The sequence below is a fragment of the Pedobacter sp. Bi27 genome, assembly GCF_918698255.1.
Lineage (GTDB): Bacteria > Bacteroidota > Bacteroidia > Sphingobacteriales > Sphingobacteriaceae > Pedobacter.
Genome location: NZ_CAKKMW010000004.1, coordinates 526941 through 548052, shown reverse-complemented (window position 1 = coordinate 548052; position 21112 = coordinate 526941). Strand labels below are relative to the sequence as shown.

Here is a 21112-nt window from a genome sequence, read left to right as displayed (position 1 = left end):
ATATGAAACTTAATACAACAGTAATTTTTATTTTCTTATCTGCGTTTGCGGTTAAATCATTTAGCCAGGAAGTTAAATTTCCGGTATTTAGCGCAGAAGCACATCGTGGCGGAAGAGGACTTATGCCCGAAAACACCATTTTAGCGATGTTAAATGCCATGAAAATAGAAGGAATTACCACTTTAGAAATGGATACCCATATCTCTAAAGATCGTAAAGTAGTAGTAACGCACGATGACTATCTAAGTCCGGCATTTATGCTTACACCAGAAGGGAAAGATATTCCGATAACAGATGCCAAAAAATATCCGATTTTTGGAATGAATTACGCTGAAATTAAACAGTTTGATCTAGGTACCAAGTATTATGAGCAATTTCCTCAGCAGAAAAAAGAAAAAACATACCTTCCCTTACTTTCAGAACTTATTGATGCTGTTCAGCACGATATTAAGGCAAATAAGCGCAAGCAGTTTTTTTATAACATCGAAACCAAATGTAACGAAAAAGAAGATGGGATTACCAACCCTAAACCCGAAGAGTTTGTTAAACTTTTAATGGATGTGATTTTGAAGAAAAAAATCGCTGATTTTGTAGTAATCCAATCTTTTGATAAAAGGACGATCCAGATTATTCACGAAAAGTATCCTAAAATGAAAACCTCTTTTTTGGTTGCCAATAAAAAAACATATGAAGAAAATATTGCCGATTTAGGTTATAACCCCTTTATTTTAAGCCCGGTTTGGCAAATGGTAAACGAAGAACTGGTTAAAAAAGCACATGCAGATGGTGTAAAAATAATCCCTTGGACTGCCAATACCTTAGCCGATATTCAGAAATTAAAAGCCTTAAATGTGGATGGTATTATTTCTGATTATCCGGATATTTTAGTTCAGGCAAAATAGTATTTTAGGCCTTTATAAAAGTATAATATGAAAGCACTTTTTAATAAGTTATTGGTAACCGTTGTTGTATTTACGTTGAGTTTTACAGCAGCTACGGCTCAGGTAGTAAAATGGGACAGTACCCATCGCCCTGGGAAATATGTTGAGCAGGTAGCGAAGTTTAAAGCCGATCCAACATCTAAGACAGATTTTGTCTTTTTGGGTAACAGCATTACTGCTGGCACGGATTGGGCTAAACTTTTAGATCTGCCTCAGGCAAAAAACCGGGGAATTTCAGGCGATATTACTTTTGGTGTTTTAGAACGTTTACAAGATGTAATTGATGGCAAACCGACAAAGGTTTTTATCCTGATTGGTATAAACGATATCTCCCGGAATATTCCAGATAGTGTGATCTTAAGAAATTATAAAACAATGATTGCCAGAATCAGAAAAGGTTCTAAGAAAACACACATCTATTTCAATACGCTTTTGCCAGTGAACAGTGCTTTCGAAAAATTTAAAAACCATTATGGCAAAGACGAACATATTCTTTGGTTAAATGATGAAATCAGAAAATTTACGGCTAAAAATGTAACAGTTATTGACTTATATCCAAATTTTACCGATCAGGACAAACATTTAAGGGCAGAACTTACCAAAGATGGTTTACACCTTATTCCAGCCGGATACCAGGTTTGGGCCGATTTTCTTAAAAAATCTGGTTATTTAACTGAGCGATAACTTTTATAGCGATAGTTGTTTGCTGCCTTGTTGGATGACCATGTGTTTGGAAAGCAGAGATGGAGGCATTAGTTAACAGCAATCCCGCTCTCGCTTCTGCTCCGATGGAAAAATCGGGAGCATCCCGCTTTGATCGGGTTTAGGTGGCAGTGACAATACTACTATTTGAGGTGGAGATTCAAGAAATAAATAAAATTCTGCATTATGCTATTAAACCATTAATAGTTGCACAGACTTTACATCTCTAAACCTGGTTGACGCGGTAGCTGCCGATTTTCTTCAAATTGGGACTACAAGCAAAAAACAGGACGAACTTTAAAAGCAGTACGGCAACTGCTTTCCAAAAAAAACAGACTATAATTGGCTTATGGGCTTTACTAAATAAAAAGGTTTTGTCCAGCTGCTTTCACTTTTTCTTTATCGATATCGCTGAAGCTAGGTACATTGCCCAGCTTTTTTATTTTGGTATATTGCTGGATATATCTTTCCGTTTCCACATTCTCATCGCCATTAAAAATAATGCCTTTAATCGGAATTTCATATTGCTTAAGCAGATTGACAGATAAAAGTGTGTGGTTAATGCTGCCTAAATAATTTTGTGAAACCAGTATCACTTCAACATTCAACTTTTTAATCAGGTCGATAATCAGCTCTTTTTCGTTTAAGGGTACCATTAAACCCCCAGCGCCTTCAATAATCAAATTGTTCTCCGTTAAAGGCATATTGATTTTTTTCAGATCAATGTCCATGCCATCTAATCTTGCTGATAAATGCGGTGATAGGGGTCGTGTTAATCTGTAGCTTTCCGGCTGGATAACCGTTTGATTATTGCTTATTAAACTACCTAACGTTATGCTATCGCTGGTATCTAAATCTCCCGATTGGATCGGTTTCCAATAATCGGCTTTTAGTTTTTCGGTTAAAATGGCACTGATTAATGTTTTTCCGATGCCTGTTCCAATGCCTGTGATAAAATATTTAGCCATTTAATTCAATTCTTTAAGATTGTTAACCAACGAAATAATTTCTTCGTCGGTATTAAAGTTGTGAAGACAGATTCTGAGCCTTTCTTTGCCCAAAGCTACTGTTGGGCTTAATATTGCCCGTACATCAAAACCTTTGCTTTGCAGCGCCGTAGCGGCTAATTTGGTCGCTTCATTTGATGAAAACAAAATACCTTGAATAGCACTTTCGCTATCAAGTGCATTAATATTTTGCTCCTTTAACATTTTTCTAAACAATGCAATTTTTTGATGAATCAACTGATGATTAATCTTATTTAAGTGTTGGTATGCCGATCTAACCGCAACTATATTATGAATGGGAGCAGCTGTGGTGTAAATGAACGATCTTGCAAAATTAATAAGGTAATGTCGTAAGTTTTTACTTGCTAAAATAATGGCTCCGTGTACGCCCAAGGCTTTTCCAAAGGTTACAATTCGTGCAAATACTTTACTGGTCAGATTAAGCTGGTTGATCAATCCGCTGCCACTTGCACCAAAAACTCCCGTAGCATGAGCTTCATCTACAATCAGGTTGGCCTGGTAGCGCTCACAAAGGTTAGATACTTCTATTAATGGTGCAATATCTCCATCCATAGAATAAACGCTTTCAACGACTACAAATACGTTTCCTTTTGCCAATTTCAGTTTGGTTTCAAGATCGTTTATATCGTTATGAAGGAATTTATAACGCGTAGCGTGGCTTAACCTGCAGCCATCTATAATGCTGGCGTGGATCAATTCGTCAGTAATAATGGTATCGCCGCGCTGCGGGATGCTTGATAAGAGCCCTACATTGGCATCATAACCAGAATTAAAGATCAATCCACTTTCAGCCAGGTGAAAATCGGCAATAAACTGTTCTGTTTCTTCGGTAAGTGCGGTATTTCCGCTTAACAGTCGCGAACCTCCAGCTCCATTCAGGTAATTAGGGAGTGTGGCTATGGTATCGTCGATCAGTTTTTTTAGTTCACTAGATCTGGCAAAACCTAAATAATCATTAGAACAAAAATCAAAAGGAGGGGTGTTCGTCGATAAATTCCTGATCGAAAGGTTATCTTTTCGTTCCTGAAGTTTGCCGTTAAGAAACTGTTCAATTTTGCTCATCGATCAAAAGTAAAAAAAGCGCCCCGAATAATCGGAACGCTTTCAAAAATATAATTAATTAATGTTTGAGCTATTTATCCTTGTGCAGGAGGATTAGAAACTACAGGTGCTTTGTCTTTTTTACCTCTTCCACCCATTCCTTTTCTCATTTTCTCCCCTTTTTCTTTGGCTTCGGCACGGAAAGCATCCATTTTGGTTTTTTGTTCAGCAGTTAAAATGCCATCTATTTTAGCTTTTTGCTCATCAAAAGCGGCTTTACGTTCTTTCATTTTGCCTTTCATATCGCCTTGATCAGCAGATCTCCAAGCCTCCATTTTCTTTGCGTTTTCCAATTCAATGGCGTAAATTTTGGTTTTTTGATCAGCGGTTAAGCTTAGCTGTTTCTCTAATCTGGCGGTTACCTTTTCTGCCCTTTGCTCGGCAGTCATTTTAGGCATTGCCCGTCTTACTCTCTTTGTAGTGTCTTGAGCAAATGCAGCGGTTAATCCCATTACTGCAATTGCTATTGTTAAAATTGCCTTTTTCATGTTTTGTTTTTTATGTGTTCGTTAAATCAATAGATACATAAAAATGCAAACGGTTTAATTGGGCCTTGTTAAAAAATGTTAATTTTTATTTAACTGAGAGATTGACTTCTGCATTTGCGCCATCATCTGTGTTAAGGTTTCCATTGTTGGATCTGGTGCAGGTTCTGGTAATGAGGTAGATATATATGCCTTAGCTTTCCAGATTTCCAGAATGTCGTCGGCAGCAATTGTATAGGCATCATATACCTTATTATCCGATATCAGCTTTAAATCTTTATTCTCTCTGAAACGGTTACCTGCTCTTTTATATACTACACCTTCGTTTTTACTAATTACGATATAGGTTTCACCAGTTTTTACTTCATTCCAGTTATCCAGATATTCGCCAATAATCACACTGCCTGGTTGAACAGGTAACATACTATCGCCCATAATTTCAAAAGCCCTAAAGGTGCCTTGTCTTAATGCAGCTAAGGGAAGTTGAAATTTCGGTAGGTCGCTAATATATTGAGGATCAGAAAAACCGTTCAAATAACCAGCGCTTGCTTTAACCGGAACCAATTCGATGTTTTCGCGATCGTTCTGATCAACAGAAATACTTAGTACCCTTAGGTTAGATCCCTGGCTTTTTGGCTTCGGTTTCCAGCTGTCAGATATTTTCTCATTGATGAATTCATCGATGGTAAGATCAAAGTATTCGGCTATTTTTTTTAGCAAATCATATTTAGGTTCCGCCCGGTCTTCCTCGTAAGCCCCGATGAGCGATCTCTTGATTTCCATTATATCAGCGAAATTTTGCTGTGTATGGCCTTTTTTCTTCCTGAGGTACTTTAAATTATTTGAAATATTTGACATAAAAATAAATTTTAAAATAAATTTGGAATTACTAAAATAGTTAGTAATTTTATGCTCATAAAGTTAGTAATATTATTTTGAATTGCAAGAGGGTATACTAAATAGTTTAGTTTTAAGTTTTAAACATAAGATCATGAAAAAGTTTGTTTATATCGTTACCGACAGAAATCGTACAAGTATGCACGTGGGCATGAGCTCTGATTTAATGAAGACACTGGATTTCTATAAACAGATGCCAAACTTATTTTTTGATAACGGGCAGCAATTAACCCGTCTGGTTTATTTTGAAGAATTTAAAACAGAAGCACAGGCTTTGCTGCGTTTTAAATCAATTAGTCGGTTTACACGCATGCAAAAAGAACGTTTGGTAAGATCTTGTAATCCAGATTGGATTGATTTAACTATAGGGCTCGATTTCGAAAATATTCTTTTACATCGGAATATAAGCAATCAGGTAAAACTATCATTTACGAGTCTGTCTTAATTGTTACTTTTATTAAACTAAAAGAAATTAAACTATCTCCATAAAAAAAGCGATTATTTATATTTTAATCGCTTTTAACAAGTTAGGAAAAGGTTAATTTTTTATTTTTTCGAGGAAAACATTTTCCAGATCTTGAAGATTCTTGAAAAATTTACTTTTATCCATAAAGACTTTTGGATTATAAGAGTCTCCTGATTTACGTTTATCATGGAGATCAAATTGACTTGCGTGAGAGGCAACCCAAAGATCAAAGTCAAGCTTTTTCATTGCTTTAAAAGTTTCAGTATAATCTTTTTGGATATCTTTATACGATGCTATTTCTGAGAATTTTCTGTCAACAATTATGGATGGCATATTGGCAATCAAAACTTTGTAGCTAGAATTTTTATCTTTTGTATCAAATATAAAACTACACGATCCTTTAGTATGCCCAGGATGATGAAGCATTGTTAAAGTAGTGCTGCCCAACTTAATTTTATCATTATTCTTCAATAGGAAATCAGGTTTTACAGGTTTGAAACTTATGCCATATTTCCCAAGCTCATAATCCAATTTTCCGCCGGTTTCAAGAGCCTCCGCATCTTTCTCATCTACATAAAGTTTTGCACCGGTTTCTTTTTTAATCTCAGCCATTGCGCCCAAATGATCAAAGTGGGCCTGGGTTAATAGCAAAATTTTGATTGATTTATAATCAAATCCCAAAGCTTTTATATTTTCTTTTATTATTGAAAGCGAATTAGCTAAACCTGTATTTATTAATATATTTCCTTTTTCTGTTACAATTAAATAAGAAGCCAAATCATAAGTGCCAACATAATACAAATTACCTGCAATTCTAAATGGCGCTGTAGCTTGAGACCATTCTTTTGGATTATTAGCTGGCTCTGTTACTGTTTGAGCAAAACCCAACAGACCGCAAGACAATAAAACCATTAAAAATATTTTTTTCATATGTAATTTCGCAATTAATTTCCTTCTACCATCCTGGAGCGAATGTTAAACCAAACACTCCAGTTTTAACATCTTTCCTTTGGAAAGGAATAGCATAATAAGGTTCCAATACAAAATAGCCAAAAACGTTAACCCGTAACGATATACCAATGCTCATTGCCGGCACACGTTCTGTAGTAGATTGATAGGTAACTGGATTTCCTTTATCATCTTTAGCAGGAACACCATTGTTATCTAACACAGGTTCTGTCGTGTAAGTTGGCTCACCTTTAAACTTTACCTTAGTGTCATTTGTCCAGGCCAATCCTGCATCAAAGAATAAATTCAGATCAGAGAATAAAAATTTAGAAGGTATTGCAGCTAACTTTTTAGGCCCTGTAAAAGGTAAGCGTACTTCGAAGTTAAAAACGGCTATTTTACTTCCTGTTAACTGGTTAATGTCGAAAGATTCTGACGATTGAGCCGATGTACTTTTGTAAATTGAGTTTGATTCGTAACCTCTAATTAAATAAGGATAACCCAGATACATTGGATAAAGCCTGTCTGCATCTTTCCCAATCCTTAAGGTGTTATAACTTCTTACGGCAAAGGTTACTGGCTTAGCTCTCCAATATTTACGAAGATCGGCAGTTACACCAGCAAAATTATAAGAGCCAAAATACTTTTCTCCACTTACACGGTATCTAAAACCATCAAGCGGACCAGTAAGGCCAAAAATAGAGTTATCACCAATAAAGCCAGCGTTTAACTGATAAAGTGTAAAAGAATTAAATGGAATACCGTAGTCTTGAGAAGCAACGTCGTTAGAAATCCTGCTTTTGTCTGAACCAATGTAGTAACCCGCCGAATTGTAATAATTGCTATATCGATCAACTCTATAACTATAATGCGAAAATGCACCACCCAATTCAAACCTATGTATTTTACTGAATGGATAAGCCCCAAAAACCTGGATCTGATCTTCGAAAGTTCTAATAATATCTGTTCTGTCTGCTAAGGCATTAACAGTTTGGTTATCACCTGTAGGGATATTTTCGTATCCGTAAGACCTAAACCCTGATACATAAGGGATATGGGAAACAGCTGCACCCCAGTTTATTCTGCTTTTTTGATTAATGTAACCTACTAGTCCACCAAAATCGTAAATTTCTCCATTTACGGATAGATTTGCTATGATTTGATTAGTGCCTAATATATCGCTAAACATACCCACAATGCCACCTGAAACACCGGTTCCGAAACGGCTGGTAGAAACACCAACGCCACTATTTGCTAAATAATCTAACCTGAATTTCGGTTTGTATGGTACCGTTTTCATCGAATCGGCTATGGTTTTTTCGAAACGATCAAAATTATTTAAATTAGAATTGATGATGTTTACACCGATGTTTTCCATCGGAGGAAGGATAGCAGCATCAAAATTTTCTTCCTGATTACCAATTCGTTTCGGTTTAAAGCTGCTTAACTTCGCATTATACAAAGTATAACGTTGGTAGCGATAATAGCTGTATACAATATCATCAGTTGTAGACACTGAAATTGCAGGCGAAAACTCGGTAATCCCGCTAATTCCTGTAAAATAATCAGTTAGCTGATCTACTGTATTATCTGCGAAATTGTATTTATATAAATTCCTAAATCCATCTCTGTTAGAAAGGAAATAGATATTTTGACTGTTTGAAGAGAACTGTGCATTTAGGTTATTTGCTCCTGGAAAAACATTTAAATTGCTCACCGTTTTAGAAGCGATATCGTAAACAGCTAGGTTTATAGGCAATACTGCATTAACTACATTCGCCTGAATTGCCGCTCTATCTGATGAAAACACCAATTTTTTACCATCTGGAGAGTAACTGGGTGCATAATCAGAATATACATCGTTAGTAATTTGAGTAATTGTTTTGGTGTCTAAATTGTAAGAGAAGATATCGCTTTGTCCTTCAACCATGCCCGAAAAAGCCACATCTTTTCCATTTGGCGACCAGGTTAAATTACCAAATTGTTGCACCTGATCCATAGCTGTTTGAGAAACCGTAGTTCCGTTTGAAACATTGATAATCATCATCTGGTTTTTACCATGGCTGAATATACTGAAGGCAAACTGTTTACTATCAGGCGACCATGCTCCAGCTGACTCTATAAAGTTGAAATCATCAATATGGCCGTTAGAAATCTGACTGCTCAGCTTCCTGATAATTCTGCCGGTTTTGGCATCTGCAAGAAATAAATCAATGCCAAAAAGGTCTTTTTCTGACATGAAAGCCAAATATTTTCCATCTGGACTAAGGGCAGGGGCAACGTTCATATTGCCTGCGTTTTTATTATCGATGATTTTTGTACCCGTAATTTTGATCTGCGAACTATCTGCTTTTAACATTGGTTTATAATGCGCATCGATAGAATTTTTCCATAAACCCGACAGTGTTTTGTCATCATAGCCAAAAGTATACCTGATGGCATTTTCATAACCATATTTTGCAGTATTCTTAAACAACGGAACGATGGTGGTATCGCCATACTGAGAACCTATATAAGTCCAAAATGCCTGGCCATAACGGTAAGGGAAATATTTATTAGAGTTGGTTAAATCTTTCAATGAAGGGATATCACGGTTCAACATGGCATCGCGCATCCACATGGAAGTAAATGCATCCTTTTTTCCGATTGACAAGTATTCAGCCATACCTTCAACCATCCATAATGGTGTTTGCCCAACATTTTCTAAGCTAATCGAATCTTTTTCGAGCAAAAGGTGGTATTGAAAAGCATGAACTAGCTCATGACCTAAAACGTGTCTTGTTTGGCTATTTAGCTCCATAACAGGCATAATCACCCTGTTTTTTAGTGCCTCTGTAACGCCACCTGTACCAATTCCAATTTCTCCGTTAAGGGCTGTTGTTTGCTGGAAATCAGGATGGTTATTATACAGAATAATAGGATTTTTCTTTAAAAAAGTATCTCTAAAAACTTCCTGATGCATTTTGTACCAGGTTTCGGCGTCTTGCGAAAACCGTTTTAAAAGTTTCTCGTTTTTGATATAATAATAAATCTCAAAATGGGGTGTTTGCAAAACTTTAAAGTCGAGTTTTTTATACCTTACCTTGTTTTGTCCGAAATATTGGGCCTTAACAGAAAAAGAAAGAATAAGCAGAAGCAATAAAGAAGAATATCGCTTTAATAAAGTAGAGCCTATTTTCATATGTGTGGTTTTTTAATGAAGTTCAATAATTTGCGAAAATGAAATTGTACGAGATTTGGGAAATAAAAATAGCAATTGTTTAAAACAGTATTAAAATTTTAACACTTTTTAGATTTTTTTCTAGTCAAAAGCGCAGATAGTTGAGGTATCTGGTTATTTATCGCAATAAAAACTAAGGTTGATTGTTCTCATTCTCGGTCTTTTTCTTTTCTTTTTCTTCCTGACGTTGTTTTCTTCTCAGTTCTCTTTCTTCCTTTCTGGTTAAAGGAACAGTAGCTGCTGGAGGAGTTTGAACAGGTTCAACTTTCTTTTCTTCTTTTTTTACTTCAGGTTCAATGGTTACAGGAATAACCGTTTCTGGTGTTTCAGGAACAGTAAAATCTGTTGAATCTACTGCTAAGCTATCGGTTGATGTGGTATCTCTTATAATCCGTGGGCTGGGGCAGTTGTAGGTTCTCGTAATATCAACTGTTGCTTTAGGGAATGGACCATAGGTATATCCGGATTTTGGATCGAGGTAAACTTTCTCCATAAACTTAGCGAAAATGGGTAGTGCCGTTCTTGAGCCTTCTCCTTGTTCGCCGTTTTTAAAGTGTGCTGTTCTTTCATCACAACCTACCCAAACACCAGTTACCAGATCTTTGGTTAAACCCATATACCAGGCGTCTACATAATCAGAAGATGTACCTGTTTTACCGCCAATTTGATTGTTCTTTCTAAATAGATCCGGCCATTCCCATAATGCCTGCGATGTACCTTCCGGCTCTTCCATGCCGCCACGGAACATATAAGTCATTAACCAGGCAATTTCTTCTGTTAAAACCCTTTTTGTTTTAGGTTTAAACTCATCAATTACATTGTTATCCTGATCGGTAATTTTCTCAACTAAAATGGGATCAGTTTTGATGCCTTTATTCATGAAGGTGGCATAAGCCTTTACCATTTCATAAACGGTAACATCGTTTGAACCCAAACTTACAGACGGAACAGATTCCAGATGGCTATCAATTCCGCACTCGTGCGCATATTTTACAACATTATCCCAGCCCACCTTTTCGGTTACCTGAGCGGTAATGGTATTTACTGATTTCGCCATTGCCCACCTTAAACTCATTTCGCGGTACGAAACACTGTAATCAGCGTTTTTTGGCTCCCAATATTTCGTTTCACCTTTGTCCTGATAAGCAATTTTAACAGGTTTATCTGTAAATTTATCACATGGACTCATGCCTTGTTCTAATGCCGTTAAATAAGCAAAAGGTTTAAAAGTAGAACCTGCCTGGCGTTTAGATTGATTAACGTGATCGTATTTGAAAAATTTATGGTCGATACCACCAACCCAAACTTTAATTTTACCACTTGCGGGTTCCATGGTCATCATTCCGGTATTCATGATTTTACCATAATAACGGATAGAATCCAAAGTAGAGAATGAAGTATCACGATCGCCTTTGTAAGTGAAGATCTGCATCCTCTTCTTTTTATTAAAATAAGCGGTAACAGAATCTGGATTGTTAGGGAATTTCTTTTGTAAAAGTGCGTAAATCGGCAAGTTTTTCATCGCCCGATCGGGATAATTAACCTTTTGTTTTTCAGAATCGTACCAAGGATCTTCGTTGCCCCAAACATTATAGAACCTGCGCTGCAAAATCCTCATCTGATCGGCAACTGCTTCCTCAGCATATTTTTGAAGTTTAGAATCTATAGTAGTGTAAATTTTTAATCCATCTTCATAAAGGTCGTAACCATTATCAGTACACCATTTTTCCAAGTATTTTGCCACAGCAGCCCTTAAATAGGAGTCACCATCGCTGCCATCCTGCATTTTGCCTTCTTTTAGTTTAATCGGCTCCTTTGATAATTCTGTCAAACTATCTTTGCTTAGGTACTTGTACTTGTTCATTTGTGCAAGCACCACATTTCTTCTTTCTAATGCTTTTGCCGGGTTTTTGGTTGGATTATATAATGTTGTGCCCTTTAGCATACCCACAAGCATGGCTGCATCTGTAGTGGCTAAATCTTTTGCTTCCTTATCAAAGTAAATCCGGCTGGCTGTTTTTATCCCATAAGTATTGTTACCGAAAGAAACGGTATTCAGGTACATGGTGATGATATCATTTTTAGAGTAATTGGCTTCAAGCTTTACAGCCGTCATCCATTCCTTTAATTTTACAATTAAAGTTCTTACCAAAGGTATTTTGATCAATAATCCCTGCGATTTATTATAACGCGTACGGTAAAGGTTTTTTGCCAATTGTTGGGTAATGGTACTGGCCCCGCCATCTTTTCCTAAACCAACAACTGCACGGCCAACTGCTTGCACATCGATACCCCAATGTTTGTAGAAACGAACATCTTCGGTAGCGACCAAAGCCTGCACTACGCTTGGCGCAATTTCATTATAATTTACAGGCGTTCTGTTTTCTTTAAAGTATCTGCCAATCAGTTTTCCATCGGCAGTGTAAAGTTCCGAACCTACACGAAGGGTAGGCGCTTTAATATCTCGAATACTTGGTGAGTAGCCAAATAGCCACAAAAAGTTTAATTGAAGGGCAGAAAAGAAAATTATTATAAAAAATAAAAATATTGTAGAATAACGTAAGTACTTGTTTTTTATCTCTTTAAACATATTGGATAAGATGATCTTTAGGTAAAAGCTGTGGCGTTAAATATAAAAAACTCTATATGCAAATTAACGTATTTAATTTACTTATTTTTTAGTTCTATATTTAAATTATTGATGCATCGATTTATCTAAAACCAATACATGATTATGAAAAACGAATTTAAAGGATTAATTGTACAAGGCGATAAGAAATTTTCTTTAAAAAACCACAAAACTGATTTTATTGGCGGTTATAATAAAGAAAAAGCTAAAGATGCATTGGTGAATTCGAAAATAGAACTTAATCATCTACAGGAGAAACTATATGCATCGGGAAAACATTCCGTTCTGATTATTTTTCAGGCAATGGATGCCGCAGGGAAAGACAGTGCAATCGAACATGTAATGAGCGGACTAAATCCACAGGGATGCCAGGTTTATACTTTTAAAGTGCCAACGTCAGAAGAATATGAGCATGATTTTTTGTGGAGACATTATAAAGCTTTGCCAGAACGTGGCAGGATAGGTATTCATAACCGTTCGCATTATGAAAACGTTTTGGTTTGTAAGGTGCATCCCGAATATGTTTTGAGCGAAAACATCCCAGGTTTTAACGATGTAAAAAAGATCAATAAAAGCTTTTGGCAGCAGCGTTATAAGAGTATCAGAAATTTTGAAGAGCATTTAACGGCCAATGGAACGGTAATTTTAAAGTTTTTTTTAAATGTGAGCAGAGATGAACAAAAACAACGCTTTTTAGAACGTATTGATGATCCTATTAAAAATTGGAAATTCTCTTCGGGCGATATTAAAGAAAGGGCGTTATGGGATAAGTATATGGAAGCCTATCAGGACGCGATTAACGAAACAAGCACAGTAGAATCGCCTTGGCATATCATACCTGCCGATAAAAAATGGTTTGCCCGATTGGCAATAAGTGAAATTATTGAAGACAAATTAAAAAGTCTGGATCTGAAGTTTCCTGTTTTGGGCGAAGCAGAAGTGGCCAAACTCGACGAAACAAAAAGTATTTTATTAAGTGAATAAAAAAATGCAGGTCTATAAGCCGGGTTCTGTTTCCTGATTGCTCAGGATTCCTATCATTTATCCACTATAAACGTTGCCGTTTATCTCTAACGACCTACCCACTAACATCGGACGGGCAGCCCTACATACGTTAGCCTATTTGGTCTTTCAACTCTCGGGGTTTACAAACCACTACAGTTGCCTGTAATGCTCGTGCGCTCTTACCGCACGTTTTCACCCTTACTCCGACATAAGCCAGAGCGGTATATTTTCTGTTGCACTAATCCGTAATTCAGGTTTTCATTCCTGAACCCCTTTCCGTTAGAAAGCGAGATGCCCTGCGTTGCCCGGACTTTCCTCTCTCTCGATTTTACCCGAGACAGCGATAGAACAACCTGCATTTTGCGCAAAGATGGGGTTTTTTGACCACAAAGGCACAAAGAACACGAAGATTTATCTCTGGCTATCGTCATGCTGAATTTATTTCAGCATCTGTATTAATATTTAAGATCCTGAAATAAATTCAGGGTGATGTACGCAGTAAAATGAAAAATTGCCGAAATAGAAAATAATTAGAATCTGCCTATTTACAATTCTGCAAATCTTTTGAAACCTCCGAGTAAGGCACAAAACCCTGCTTATTGCCAAACGAATTGGTGACATAAACCATTACCTGCGCTACATCAATATCAGCCAGTTCAGGGAAAGCAGGCATTTTTTCTTTGTATTCTTTTCCGTGGACGATCAAAGATTCATTCGCACCGTTTTTGATAAAACAAGCTAAACGGTATTTGTTTGTTTTTAAAAATACCGAATCGGTTAATGGAGGTGCAAGCTCACCCAATCCTTCGCCATTTTCGCCGTGACAATTCTGGCACTTGGTTTTATAAATATCTTTTCCGTTCGACATGTAGTTCTGCAGATCGATTGTTTCCTGATTTTGGCAAGATACAATGATGCCTATAATGAAAAGGGAAAAGATGGAGTTGATGATGTACTTGCGCATTGATGTTTTGTTAATATTAACCACAGATAAGGAAAGATAAACACAGATTTAGTTATTTATCTGTCTTTATCCTATATATCTGTGGTAAAACTAGTTTGGCTATAGAGCAAATCATGGAGACAAATTCTTTTTATTCCGTATAGATCCGTGTCTCCGTGACTAATAATTTTTATTTTTTGTACTCGGCCAATAAAACCGGAATATCATTTTTCAATTGTTCTACCTGCTCTTTTTTAGTACCATCATAAGCACCGCGGATCCGTCTGTCTTTATCGATTAAAACCAAATATCCTTGATGTATATACCCATCTTTAGCGGTACTATCTTCGCCAACAGCCACTAAATAGTTCTTTTCTGCCAGGGTATATACGCTGTCTTTACTTCCATAAAGAAACTGCCATTTTGGTCCGTCTACACCTAGTTTTTGAGCATATTTTTTCAAAACATTTGGTCTGTCGTATTTAAAATCAATGGTATGTGATACAAACATCACATCTGGATTGGTTTTAAATTCATTGTAAACCGACATTAAGTTGCGGTGCATGGTGGGACAGATGGTGGTACAAGAAGTAAAGAAAAAATCAGCAATGTAGATTTTACCATCTGTTGCCTTGTTCGTTGTTACTATGCTATCCTGGTTTAAGAAAGACCAGTTTGGAATAGTTTGGTAAACGGTATCAATTTTCTCTATACCTGCTGCATCTCTAACGGTTTCGGCATGACGTTCGCCATAAAAGGGAAGTTTTCTTTCTTGTTTACAAGCGGTAAATATGGAAACAACTAGCAGGCAGGTTGCGATGTAAGCAGTAATTTTATTCATGATTTTATATTAAAAGTGTAAATATACAAGGTAATTTGTTTGGGTTATCGTCATGCTGAATTTATTTCAGCATCTACTACCCAGAATCAAGATCCTGATCCCGATACGAAAAATCGGGACAGGTTGACGAATATTAGTCTCTCGACTTATTTTTTATATACTTTGCTGGTTCGGCCACAAATTTTTGCTTACAGTTTTCGGAACAGAAACTATAGGTAACCTTATTATAAACCGCAGTTTTAGCTGTCTGAGCTTTTACTTTCATTTTACAAACCGGATCTACCATTGCTTTCTTTGCAGAATCGATAGGCCTTGTTTTTGATCCGTTGATTATTGGTGTCGCATTTGATTTTAATGACAAGGTTATTAATCCAATTAGGATTATTGCGAAATTTAATTTTTTCATTTTGAATTGTTTAATGTCGAGGGCCGGATGTTCGAAGACCGAGGTTTAGATACTTAAATTGTTAAGCTCTGCATCTTCGGACTCCTGACATCTGACTTCCTGACTGTTTTATTTAACTTGATATCCGTTTATCAACGAATCTGATTCTCTGGTAACCTTGATATAACCATCTTCCACAGCTCTAATTTTCACCATTTCGGATTTATAATAATCAAGATCTTCCTGTTCGGTTTTTCCTTTAAAATCGTCTTTAAAGAAGTGCATCCAATCCATCATTTTTTCATCAGCTGCATTTAACCGTATAATTAAATCGCTTATTTTTTGTTTTTGTAGTACCGAATCCTGAGCAAGGTTAATCTGATCTGAAACCAATAGTTTATCTAATTTCATTTTGTTCTTTACTACTTTTTCCCCATCAATCATTAATTTATCGTGGATGTTAAGTACTTCCTGGCGTATCGCTTTCGAATCAGGTTCCGTTTTACAGGAAAAAAGAAATGCTGTTGCTATGCTTAACAACAAAATGTTTAATCTGTTCATATGCTGTGATTTAAAAATTATAAGTAATTCCAATATAAACCTTTCCGGCACTCATTGGGTGATCGGTTTCAGCTTCCCAAATGTTTTTTTGTACTCCAGCGTTTAGTGCTACATTTTTATAAAAAACATCTATACCCGCACCGCCCATCAGGTTATTCATGACGTGTTCGCCGGTTTTTTGTCCTTGGTATTTTTCTCCGCCAGAATATTCATAAAAAAACTGTGCTGATGGCATAACCTGAATATCTTTGCCAACTCTTTGGGTATAAAAAATATTAAGGAAACTGGTCGTGCTATTAGCAATACCTTCATCGCGGCTGTTGGTTCCATTAACCTTGTAAGAGGTATTTAGGCTTGCCCCAAATTTTCCTAAGCCTACCATGTAGTTTAGGTATACAAAACCATCGGTACTTCCTGTTCCGGCTTGCATCAATGAGGAATAACGGATGCCAGCTGTGTTTTTAAAATCGTTTTTACCTGTTGGCAATTTTATACCGGCCCCGGCAATCAACTGTTGTTTAAAATTATCTTCAAGCTTTTGCACGAGATGGTAACCTGCATACAAATTAATATCGCCCACGCTCGAAATAGAGGAGGTATATCCATTATAACGCTCGCTATTGGAAACATAAGGTAAAATGGCATTGATTTCCAGTTTACTGTTGATAAAATATTTACCTCTAACCTCTAAAGAACGGTAAAGTTCATAATCATTTGCATTGCCAGCATGATTGGTTATTGGTGAATCTTGACTTCGCGCTGGGATAAAGAAATTTCCTCCATTCGGGAATAATGAATGCGATTGCCCTTCATAGCCGCTAAACGAACGGTAACGGTATAAAACGCTGATGCTATTGCGGTTGTAGTAGGGGGTGATGCCCATAAAACAACCGCAGATATCGCAGGCGAAAACCTGACTGCTCATGAGTACGAAAATTAAAATCAATAATTTACGACTCGCTGTATAGTGTGTTTTTGATAAATTCATTGTCTGTTAATGTTTTTAAAAAGGCCTTGATCTGCTCTTTTTCTGTGGTATTTAAAGGGATGCCATTTTTTAGTTGAACGTCGAGATTTGCTGAGGCTTTTACGCCAGAGTTATAATGTTCCAAGACCTCATCTAAGCTATAAAAGCGACCATCGTGCATATATGGACTCGTATATTCGATATTGCGTAAGGTAGGCACACGGAACTTTCCTAAATCTGAAGCTACCCCCGTAATGTGTGAACGCCCTTCATCGATACTTACCAGATCTAATCCGTTACTTCTGTAAGAAAAATCAGTAAAAAATGGTTCTGCATGGCAGGATGTACATTTTTCTTTGAACAGATTGTAACCCGCCAATTCTGCAGAGGTAAAGGAAACAGCATTCTCTTTGCGCATTACTTTATCGTATTTCGAATTTCCTGAAACCAGTACTGCCGTAAATTGTGTAATCGACTTTAAAATCAGTTGCGAATTGATTTCTGTTGAACCAAAGGCCTGTTTAAATAAATCGGGATATGGAGCCGTTTTTTTCAGGAACGCAACGATTGTTTGTATATCAGTACCCATTTCGCATGCATCGGTAATGGCGTTTAGTGGCGACGTTTCGATGTTTTTTACACCGCCATCCCAAAAGAACGCTTTTTGCCAGGCCAGATTAAAAAGTGGAGGCGTATTCCGTTTTCCCTGGCAATTATTTACACCATGACTTACTTTATGATCAAGTTGTGTAAAAGCAGCAAATTGCTGATGACAGCTTCCGCATGAAACACTTTTATCTGCAGATAAGCGGGCTTCGTAAAATAATTTCTTACCAAGCGCAAAACCTGCATTGCTTAATTTATTGTCTTCGAAACTGTATACCGGAGCAGGGAAGTTGGCCGGAACCGAAAAGGTAATTTTCTTTTCCTCAGGCGTTACTTCATCTTCATTTTTGCTACAGGCATACATCAACGCAATGCTTAAAAAAAGCATTACGAAGACGGTTATTTTCCTTAACATTTAATTATGGATGTGATCTAAACGAAATAAGCCATTTGCATAGTTGTTGGCTACAATTACAGAATTTGCTCCACCCATTGTCATATTCAAAGTAGCAAAACTCACATCGGTTTTACCTGTAAATAATGCAGCTGCATTTACAATAAAGTGCATATTCGGTTTGCCATCGGTTCTAATTCGAAGTGGATTTGCCGCATTAATCTCCGTGGTAAAAGTTCTAATGGTATTGTTTGGATCGGTAACTCCACCAATGTGAAAGGTAATTGCATTTCCGGTTGCTGTTGATTGCGGTGAAGTTCCCTCTAGTTTAACGAATATGTAACCGCTGTTCCAGGTCCAGAACATGCCGTTGATCGGATCTAGCGCACCAGTTTGTGCACCGGCAAAATTACGGGCATAATCTACACCAATGGTGTATTCTATTTTGATATAATCACCCGTTGGTACATCTTTTAGCGTAATATTTGTCGATTCTGCTTTCGAAGCATCGATTAAGAAATAACTTTCAGGAATGAGATAAGTGGTTCCGTCAGCTTTGCTTAATTTGATGTTACTTACATAGTATTTAAATACATTGATCTTAAAATCTTCGCCTTTGGCATTTTTGTAAGTTGTAGTGTTTAAAACCAAGGGACTTCCGTTTACCTGATTTTCGAATTCAATAGAAAAAGTAGATTTGGTATCTGCGGCAACTTCGTCGGTATTTTTTTTACAAGAAGATAATAATATAATAGGGCATAACAATGCCAGAAAGTATTGTGATAATTTCATTTTAAGAAAAATTAGATAAGTAAAAATTAATTTGCTGTCATTCTGAATGCAATGAAGAATCTCTGGCACTTAAGCAGAAATTGACATTACAGAAAATGGCAGGCCTTGTGGTTGTTATAAATGAGATTCTTCGCTTCGCTCAAAATGACAGATAGCCATACTTTGCAATAGCATAAGCTTTCGCATAAAAAACCATAAAAAAAGACTTAAACTGCTTTCGGTGGATGAAAAATAGAAATGGAAAGATCCTTAACCGGTTTTTCGATATAAAGATTTTCTGAAGTGATGATGAAATAAGGAAGAGTGTGATTCAATGCAATAGTCTGAAATCTGGGTTCGGCCTCTACAACTCTTTTCAAGTTTTCCTGAGCCTGTTTGTTTTTACCCTCAAGCTCTTTTAGTTTTTTAGCCAGGAAGCACTGTCCATCACAATGTAATTCTGGATGTTCTTTATTGATACAAAATACACTTGTAATGTATTCTTTGTTCATTTTATAACCAGAATAGATTACCAATTGCATGGCGCCGTTAGAAACGGTACATGTAATGATAAGATATATTAAGATTTTTTTGAACATGGTATTGCGCTGCAAAAGTATTAAAGAAATTGGTTGCAGCAAAGAAAAAATAAGAAAGACACAATTTCTTACTTTTAGGGGCAGGTTTAAGCTTTGTACAGTTTGAAATTTTCCAGAAATTTAAAATCCTTAAGATTTAATGTGTAAAGTTCCAGATCATGAAATATCGATGTAGATGCAATTAAAGCATCGGGAAGATTAAGGTTATGTGACAAAGAAAACTGCTCAACCAGCCTTACTGCTTGATTAGATATTGGTGAAGAAATTGGTAGAACAATTAATTTATCTATATCTTTTCTGATTAGATTCAATTCTCTTTTATTTCTTGCTCCATAAAGTAATTCTGCGCAAGTAACATCAGAAATAGCAACATTATCTTGGCCAATTTTTTCAAAGGCTTCAATGATTAAATCATTGCCCTTGTAAATTTCGATAAAAATGTTTGTATCACATAAAACCATTACCTTTTCCAAGCTTTATCTCTAAGTTCCGTTGAGTTAATATTATAGTCACTCCAAATGCCTTTAGATAAAGAAAATTTCATTGTTTTAGTTGATTTCTTTGGCGATACGGTTCTTAATTCAACATCAATGTCCGATGATTTTAGAAAAGCTAACAACGCGTCAATTTTACTTTGTTCTACATTATCTTTTAAAATTATCTCAGTCATAAGTCCATTCTTTAATATATGTAAATATACGCAATCTATTTTTATTGATGAATTTTGCATCTGATGTTTTGTTTTTGCCACAGAATCACAAAGGATACAGAAAATTTATTATTCGCTCGTCTTCAGCAACTAAATCCTATAATTTCACCTGTGTTTTTAGTTAATCAGATTTTTATTTATCTTGCATTACACAAAAAATGAAACCTATGAAATTATTTAAAACTATCGCATTGATGATGGTATTATCCTCATGTGCCAAAAAAGAGGTACCAGAGGTACCACCTACTTTTAACAATCCAAATTGGACAAGAATTGAAATTGCAAATGGGAGAGAAGCCCATGCCGTTTATGGCAGTATTGATGACACTTTAATGGTATCAACCCTAACAGAAATTTATCAAACTACGGATAAAGGCAAGACCTGGCAAAAAACCAAAGTAAATCATCAGCCTATATATGGTTTTCTCGCTGTTAAGGATACTATTTTCGCATTGCAGTCAAACAGTTTACGGACTAAAGAAAATTTGCAGTTGGCCACTTTTAGCCAATACTTTAGTCTAGATAAAGGTTTTACGTGGGATTGGTGCAGCAAATTTAATATTTCAGAACAACGATTCCAGGAATTTGCCACTGTTTACCTGGATGATCAAGTGAAAGTTAAACTCAAAGAGAATTTAGAGCCCATAGTTGGAAGTTCTATGTCGAGCTATGTATTAAAAAGTGATATTGAGGTTTTTAAAAACGGATTTTCAGAAATATTGAAGGTTCCGTTTGAGAACCAGATCAATAATGTGCATGTAGATAAATCAGGTAAACTCTATGTTTCAGCCGGAAGAGGCATTCATGATAAAAAAACTGGTAAATACTTATCTGCTGAGAAAAGTGAGGCTGCTATTATTTATATTTCTAAGAAAAATGTACAGCAACTGATTGATTAATCATTCACAAATTTC

General features: G+C 36.3%; 22 protein-coding genes and 1 other RNA gene. 5 read left to right on the top strand and 18 right to left on the bottom strand.

Translation table 11 applies throughout. The annotated features are described in order from the left end of the window. Nucleotides 1-2 precede the first annotated feature (2 nt). On the top strand, nt 3-902 hold the full coding sequence (locus LQ227_RS16230; protein WP_230149971.1) for a glycerophosphodiester phosphodiesterase family protein: 900 nt from the start codon (nt 3-5) through the stop codon (nt 900-902). Between the two features lie 27 nt (nt 903-929). Continuing rightward, nucleotides 930-1625, top strand: coding sequence for a GDSL-type esterase/lipase family protein (locus LQ227_RS16225; protein WP_230141499.1), 696 nt, complete (start codon nt 930-932; stop codon nt 1623-1625). A 377-nt stretch (nt 1626-2002) separates the two neighbouring features. Here LQ227_RS16225 and bioD read toward each other — a convergent pair whose 3' ends face one another. From bioD to LQ227_RS16205, 4 genes are all read right to left on the bottom strand, one after another. Then, the gene (gene bioD, locus LQ227_RS16220; protein WP_230141497.1) at nt 2003-2611 is read right to left on the bottom strand and encodes a dethiobiotin synthase; all 609 of its coding nucleotides are present in this window, start codon (nt 2609-2611) and stop codon (nt 2003-2005) included. After that, nucleotides 2612-3733, bottom strand: coding sequence for a pyridoxal phosphate-dependent aminotransferase family protein (locus LQ227_RS16215; protein WP_230141496.1), 1122 nt, complete (start codon nt 3731-3733; stop codon nt 2612-2614). It lies immediately after the preceding gene. A 74-nt stretch (nt 3734-3807) separates the two neighbouring features. After that, nucleotides 3808-4260, bottom strand: a complete 453-nt coding sequence (locus tag LQ227_RS16210) for a DUF4890 domain-containing protein (protein WP_230141494.1) — start codon at nt 4258-4260, stop codon at nt 3808-3810. Between the two features lie 78 nt (nt 4261-4338). Further along, nucleotides 4339-5115 carry a LexA family transcriptional regulator gene (locus LQ227_RS16205; protein ID WP_086546492.1) on the bottom strand — a complete coding sequence of 259 codons (777 nt, stop codon included), beginning with the start codon at nt 5113-5115 and terminating at the stop codon, nt 4339-4341. A 133-nt stretch (nt 5116-5248) separates the two neighbouring features. On the opposite strand from LQ227_RS16205, the gene LQ227_RS16200 reads away from it, so the two are divergent. Continuing rightward, a complete protein-coding gene (locus LQ227_RS16200) occupies nt 5249-5599 on the top strand; it encodes a GIY-YIG nuclease family protein (RefSeq protein ID WP_029275228.1) in 351 nt (116 codons plus the stop codon). Between the two features lie 93 nt (nt 5600-5692). Here the strand turns inward: LQ227_RS16200 and blaB3PEDO are convergent, their stop codons facing one another. From blaB3PEDO to LQ227_RS16185, 3 genes are all read right to left on the bottom strand, one after another. Next, nucleotides 5693-6550 carry a PEDO-2 family subclass B3 metallo-beta-lactamase gene (gene blaB3PEDO, locus LQ227_RS16195; RefSeq protein WP_230141490.1) on the bottom strand — a complete coding sequence of 286 codons (858 nt, stop codon included), beginning with the start codon at nt 6548-6550 and terminating at the stop codon, nt 5693-5695. 25 nt (nt 6551-6575) lie between these two features. Further along, entirely contained in the window at nt 6576-9749 is a 3174-nt protein-coding gene (locus LQ227_RS16190) for a peptidase MA family metallohydrolase (protein ID WP_230141482.1), read from the bottom strand. 172 nt (nt 9750-9921) lie between these two features. Continuing rightward, entirely contained in the window at nt 9922-12378 is a 2457-nt protein-coding gene (locus LQ227_RS16185) for a transglycosylase domain-containing protein (RefSeq protein WP_230141481.1), read from the bottom strand. Nucleotides 12379-12522: 144 nt separating this feature from the next. Between LQ227_RS16185 and LQ227_RS16180 the strand changes: the two genes are divergently transcribed. Continuing rightward, nucleotides 12523-13401, top strand: coding sequence for a polyphosphate kinase 2 family protein (locus tag LQ227_RS16180; RefSeq protein WP_230149970.1), 879 nt, complete (start codon nt 12523-12525; stop codon nt 13399-13401). On the opposite strand, the gene rnpB is transcribed toward LQ227_RS16180, so the two are convergent. The 11 genes from rnpB to LQ227_RS16125 form a co-directional block, all read right to left on the bottom strand. Continuing rightward, an RNA gene (rnpB, locus tag LQ227_RS16175) (RNase P RNA component class A) lies at nt 13401-13782 on the bottom strand. The two genes, LQ227_RS16180 and rnpB, sit on opposite strands and share 1 nt — an antisense overlap. 181 nt (nt 13783-13963) lie before the next feature. Further along, nucleotides 13964-14386: a cytochrome c gene (locus LQ227_RS16170; protein ID WP_230141477.1), complete on the bottom strand. Its 423-nt coding sequence runs from the start codon at nt 14384-14386 to the stop codon at nt 13964-13966. A gap of 169 nt (nt 14387-14555) precedes the next feature. Continuing rightward, entirely contained in the window at nt 14556-15206 is a 651-nt protein-coding gene (locus LQ227_RS16165) for an SCO family protein (RefSeq protein WP_230141475.1), read from the bottom strand. 133 nt (nt 15207-15339) lie between these two features. Beyond that, complete coding sequence (locus LQ227_RS16160; RefSeq protein WP_230141472.1) at nt 15340-15612, bottom strand: YHS domain-containing protein; 273 nt, start codon at nt 15610-15612, stop codon at nt 15340-15342. Nucleotides 15613-15720: 108 nt separating this feature from the next. Then, on the bottom strand, nt 15721-16152 hold the full coding sequence (locus LQ227_RS16155; protein ID WP_230141470.1) for a hypothetical protein: 432 nt from the start codon (nt 16150-16152) through the stop codon (nt 15721-15723). Between the two features lie 10 nt (nt 16153-16162). Beyond that, nucleotides 16163-17140 (bottom strand): transporter, encoded by a 978-nt coding sequence (locus LQ227_RS16150; protein ID WP_230141468.1) that lies wholly within the window; start codon nt 17138-17140, stop codon nt 16163-16165. Further along, nucleotides 17103-18113, bottom strand: coding sequence for a cytochrome-c peroxidase (locus tag LQ227_RS16145; RefSeq protein WP_230146628.1), 1011 nt, complete (start codon nt 18111-18113; stop codon nt 17103-17105). The genes LQ227_RS16150 and LQ227_RS16145 overlap by 38 nt, the downstream gene beginning before the upstream one ends. 27 nt (nt 18114-18140) lie before the next feature. Then, entirely contained in the window at nt 18141-18911 is a 771-nt protein-coding gene (locus LQ227_RS16140) for an MbnP family protein (protein WP_230141465.1), read from the bottom strand. 206 nt (nt 18912-19117) lie between these two features. Then, a complete protein-coding gene (locus LQ227_RS16135; RefSeq protein ID WP_230141463.1) occupies nt 19118-19489 on the bottom strand; it encodes a hypothetical protein in 372 nt (123 codons plus the stop codon). 86 nt (nt 19490-19575) lie between these two features. Then, entirely contained in the window at nt 19576-19962 is a 387-nt protein-coding gene (locus tag LQ227_RS16130; protein ID WP_230141460.1) for a type II toxin-antitoxin system VapC family toxin, read from the bottom strand. After that, the gene (locus LQ227_RS16125) at nt 19950-20159 is read right to left on the bottom strand and encodes a hypothetical protein (protein WP_230146627.1); all 210 of its coding nucleotides are present in this window, start codon (nt 20157-20159) and stop codon (nt 19950-19952) included. The genes LQ227_RS16130 and LQ227_RS16125 overlap by 13 nt, the downstream gene beginning before the upstream one ends. Before the next feature lie 206 nt (nt 20160-20365). Between LQ227_RS16125 and LQ227_RS16120 the strand changes: the two genes are divergently transcribed. Further along, nucleotides 20366-21097: a hypothetical protein gene (locus LQ227_RS16120; RefSeq protein WP_230141456.1), complete on the top strand. Its 732-nt coding sequence runs from the start codon at nt 20366-20368 to the stop codon at nt 21095-21097. Nucleotides 21098-21112: the final 15 nt, after the last annotated feature.

What these genes read in the sequence shown, in the direction of transcription:
- LQ227_RS16185 (WP_230141481.1), bottom strand. Translation starts at nt 12,378, where the DNA reads ATGTTTAAAGAGATAAAAAACAAGTACTTACGTTATTCTACAATATTT.
- LQ227_RS16140 (WP_230141465.1), bottom strand. Translation starts at nt 18,911, where the DNA reads ATGAAATTATCACAATACTTTCTGGCATTGTTATGCCCTATTATATTA.
- LQ227_RS16215 (WP_230141496.1), bottom strand. Translation starts at nt 3,733, where the DNA reads ATGAGCAAAATTGAACAGTTTCTTAACGGCAAACTTCAGGAACGAAAA.
- LQ227_RS16125 (WP_230146627.1), bottom strand. Translation starts at nt 20,159, where the DNA reads ATGACTGAGATAATTTTAAAAGATAATGTAGAACAAAGTAAAATTGAC.
- LQ227_RS16230 (WP_230149971.1), top strand. Translation starts at nt 3, where the DNA reads ATGAAACTTAATACAACAGTAATTTTTATTTTCTTATCTGCGTTTGCG.
- LQ227_RS16145 (WP_230146628.1), bottom strand. Translation starts at nt 18,113, where the DNA reads ATGCTTTTTTTAAGCATTGCGTTGATGTATGCCTGTAGCAAAAATGAA.
- LQ227_RS16150 (WP_230141468.1), bottom strand. Translation starts at nt 17,140, where the DNA reads ATGAATTTATCAAAAACACACTATACAGCGAGTCGTAAATTATTGATT.
- LQ227_RS16120 (WP_230141456.1), top strand. Translation starts at nt 20,366, where the DNA reads ATGAAATTATTTAAAACTATCGCATTGATGATGGTATTATCCTCATGT.
- LQ227_RS16190 (WP_230141482.1), bottom strand. Translation starts at nt 9,749, where the DNA reads ATGAAAATAGGCTCTACTTTATTAAAGCGATATTCTTCTTTATTGCTT.
- LQ227_RS16180 (WP_230149970.1), top strand. Translation starts at nt 12,523, where the DNA reads ATGAAAAACGAATTTAAAGGATTAATTGTACAAGGCGATAAGAAATTT.
- LQ227_RS16160 (WP_230141472.1), bottom strand. Translation starts at nt 15,612, where the DNA reads ATGAAAAAATTAAATTTCGCAATAATCCTAATTGGATTAATAACCTTG.
- LQ227_RS16225 (WP_230141499.1), top strand. Translation starts at nt 930, where the DNA reads ATGAAAGCACTTTTTAATAAGTTATTGGTAACCGTTGTTGTATTTACG.
- LQ227_RS16135 (WP_230141463.1), bottom strand. Translation starts at nt 19,489, where the DNA reads ATGTTCAAAAAAATCTTAATATATCTTATCATTACATGTACCGTTTCT.
- LQ227_RS16155 (WP_230141470.1), bottom strand. Translation starts at nt 16,152, where the DNA reads ATGAACAGATTAAACATTTTGTTGTTAAGCATAGCAACAGCATTTCTT.
- bioD (WP_230141497.1), bottom strand. Translation starts at nt 2,611, where the DNA reads ATGGCTAAATATTTTATCACAGGCATTGGAACAGGCATCGGAAAAACA.
- LQ227_RS16205 (WP_086546492.1), bottom strand. Translation starts at nt 5,115, where the DNA reads ATGTCAAATATTTCAAATAATTTAAAGTACCTCAGGAAGAAAAAAGGC.
- blaB3PEDO (WP_230141490.1), bottom strand. Translation starts at nt 6,550, where the DNA reads ATGAAAAAAATATTTTTAATGGTTTTATTGTCTTGCGGTCTGTTGGGT.
- LQ227_RS16165 (WP_230141475.1), bottom strand. Translation starts at nt 15,206, where the DNA reads ATGAATAAAATTACTGCTTACATCGCAACCTGCCTGCTAGTTGTTTCC.
- LQ227_RS16170 (WP_230141477.1), bottom strand. Translation starts at nt 14,386, where the DNA reads ATGCGCAAGTACATCATCAACTCCATCTTTTCCCTTTTCATTATAGGC.
- LQ227_RS16200 (WP_029275228.1), top strand. Translation starts at nt 5,249, where the DNA reads ATGAAAAAGTTTGTTTATATCGTTACCGACAGAAATCGTACAAGTATG.
- LQ227_RS16210 (WP_230141494.1), bottom strand. Translation starts at nt 4,260, where the DNA reads ATGAAAAAGGCAATTTTAACAATAGCAATTGCAGTAATGGGATTAACC.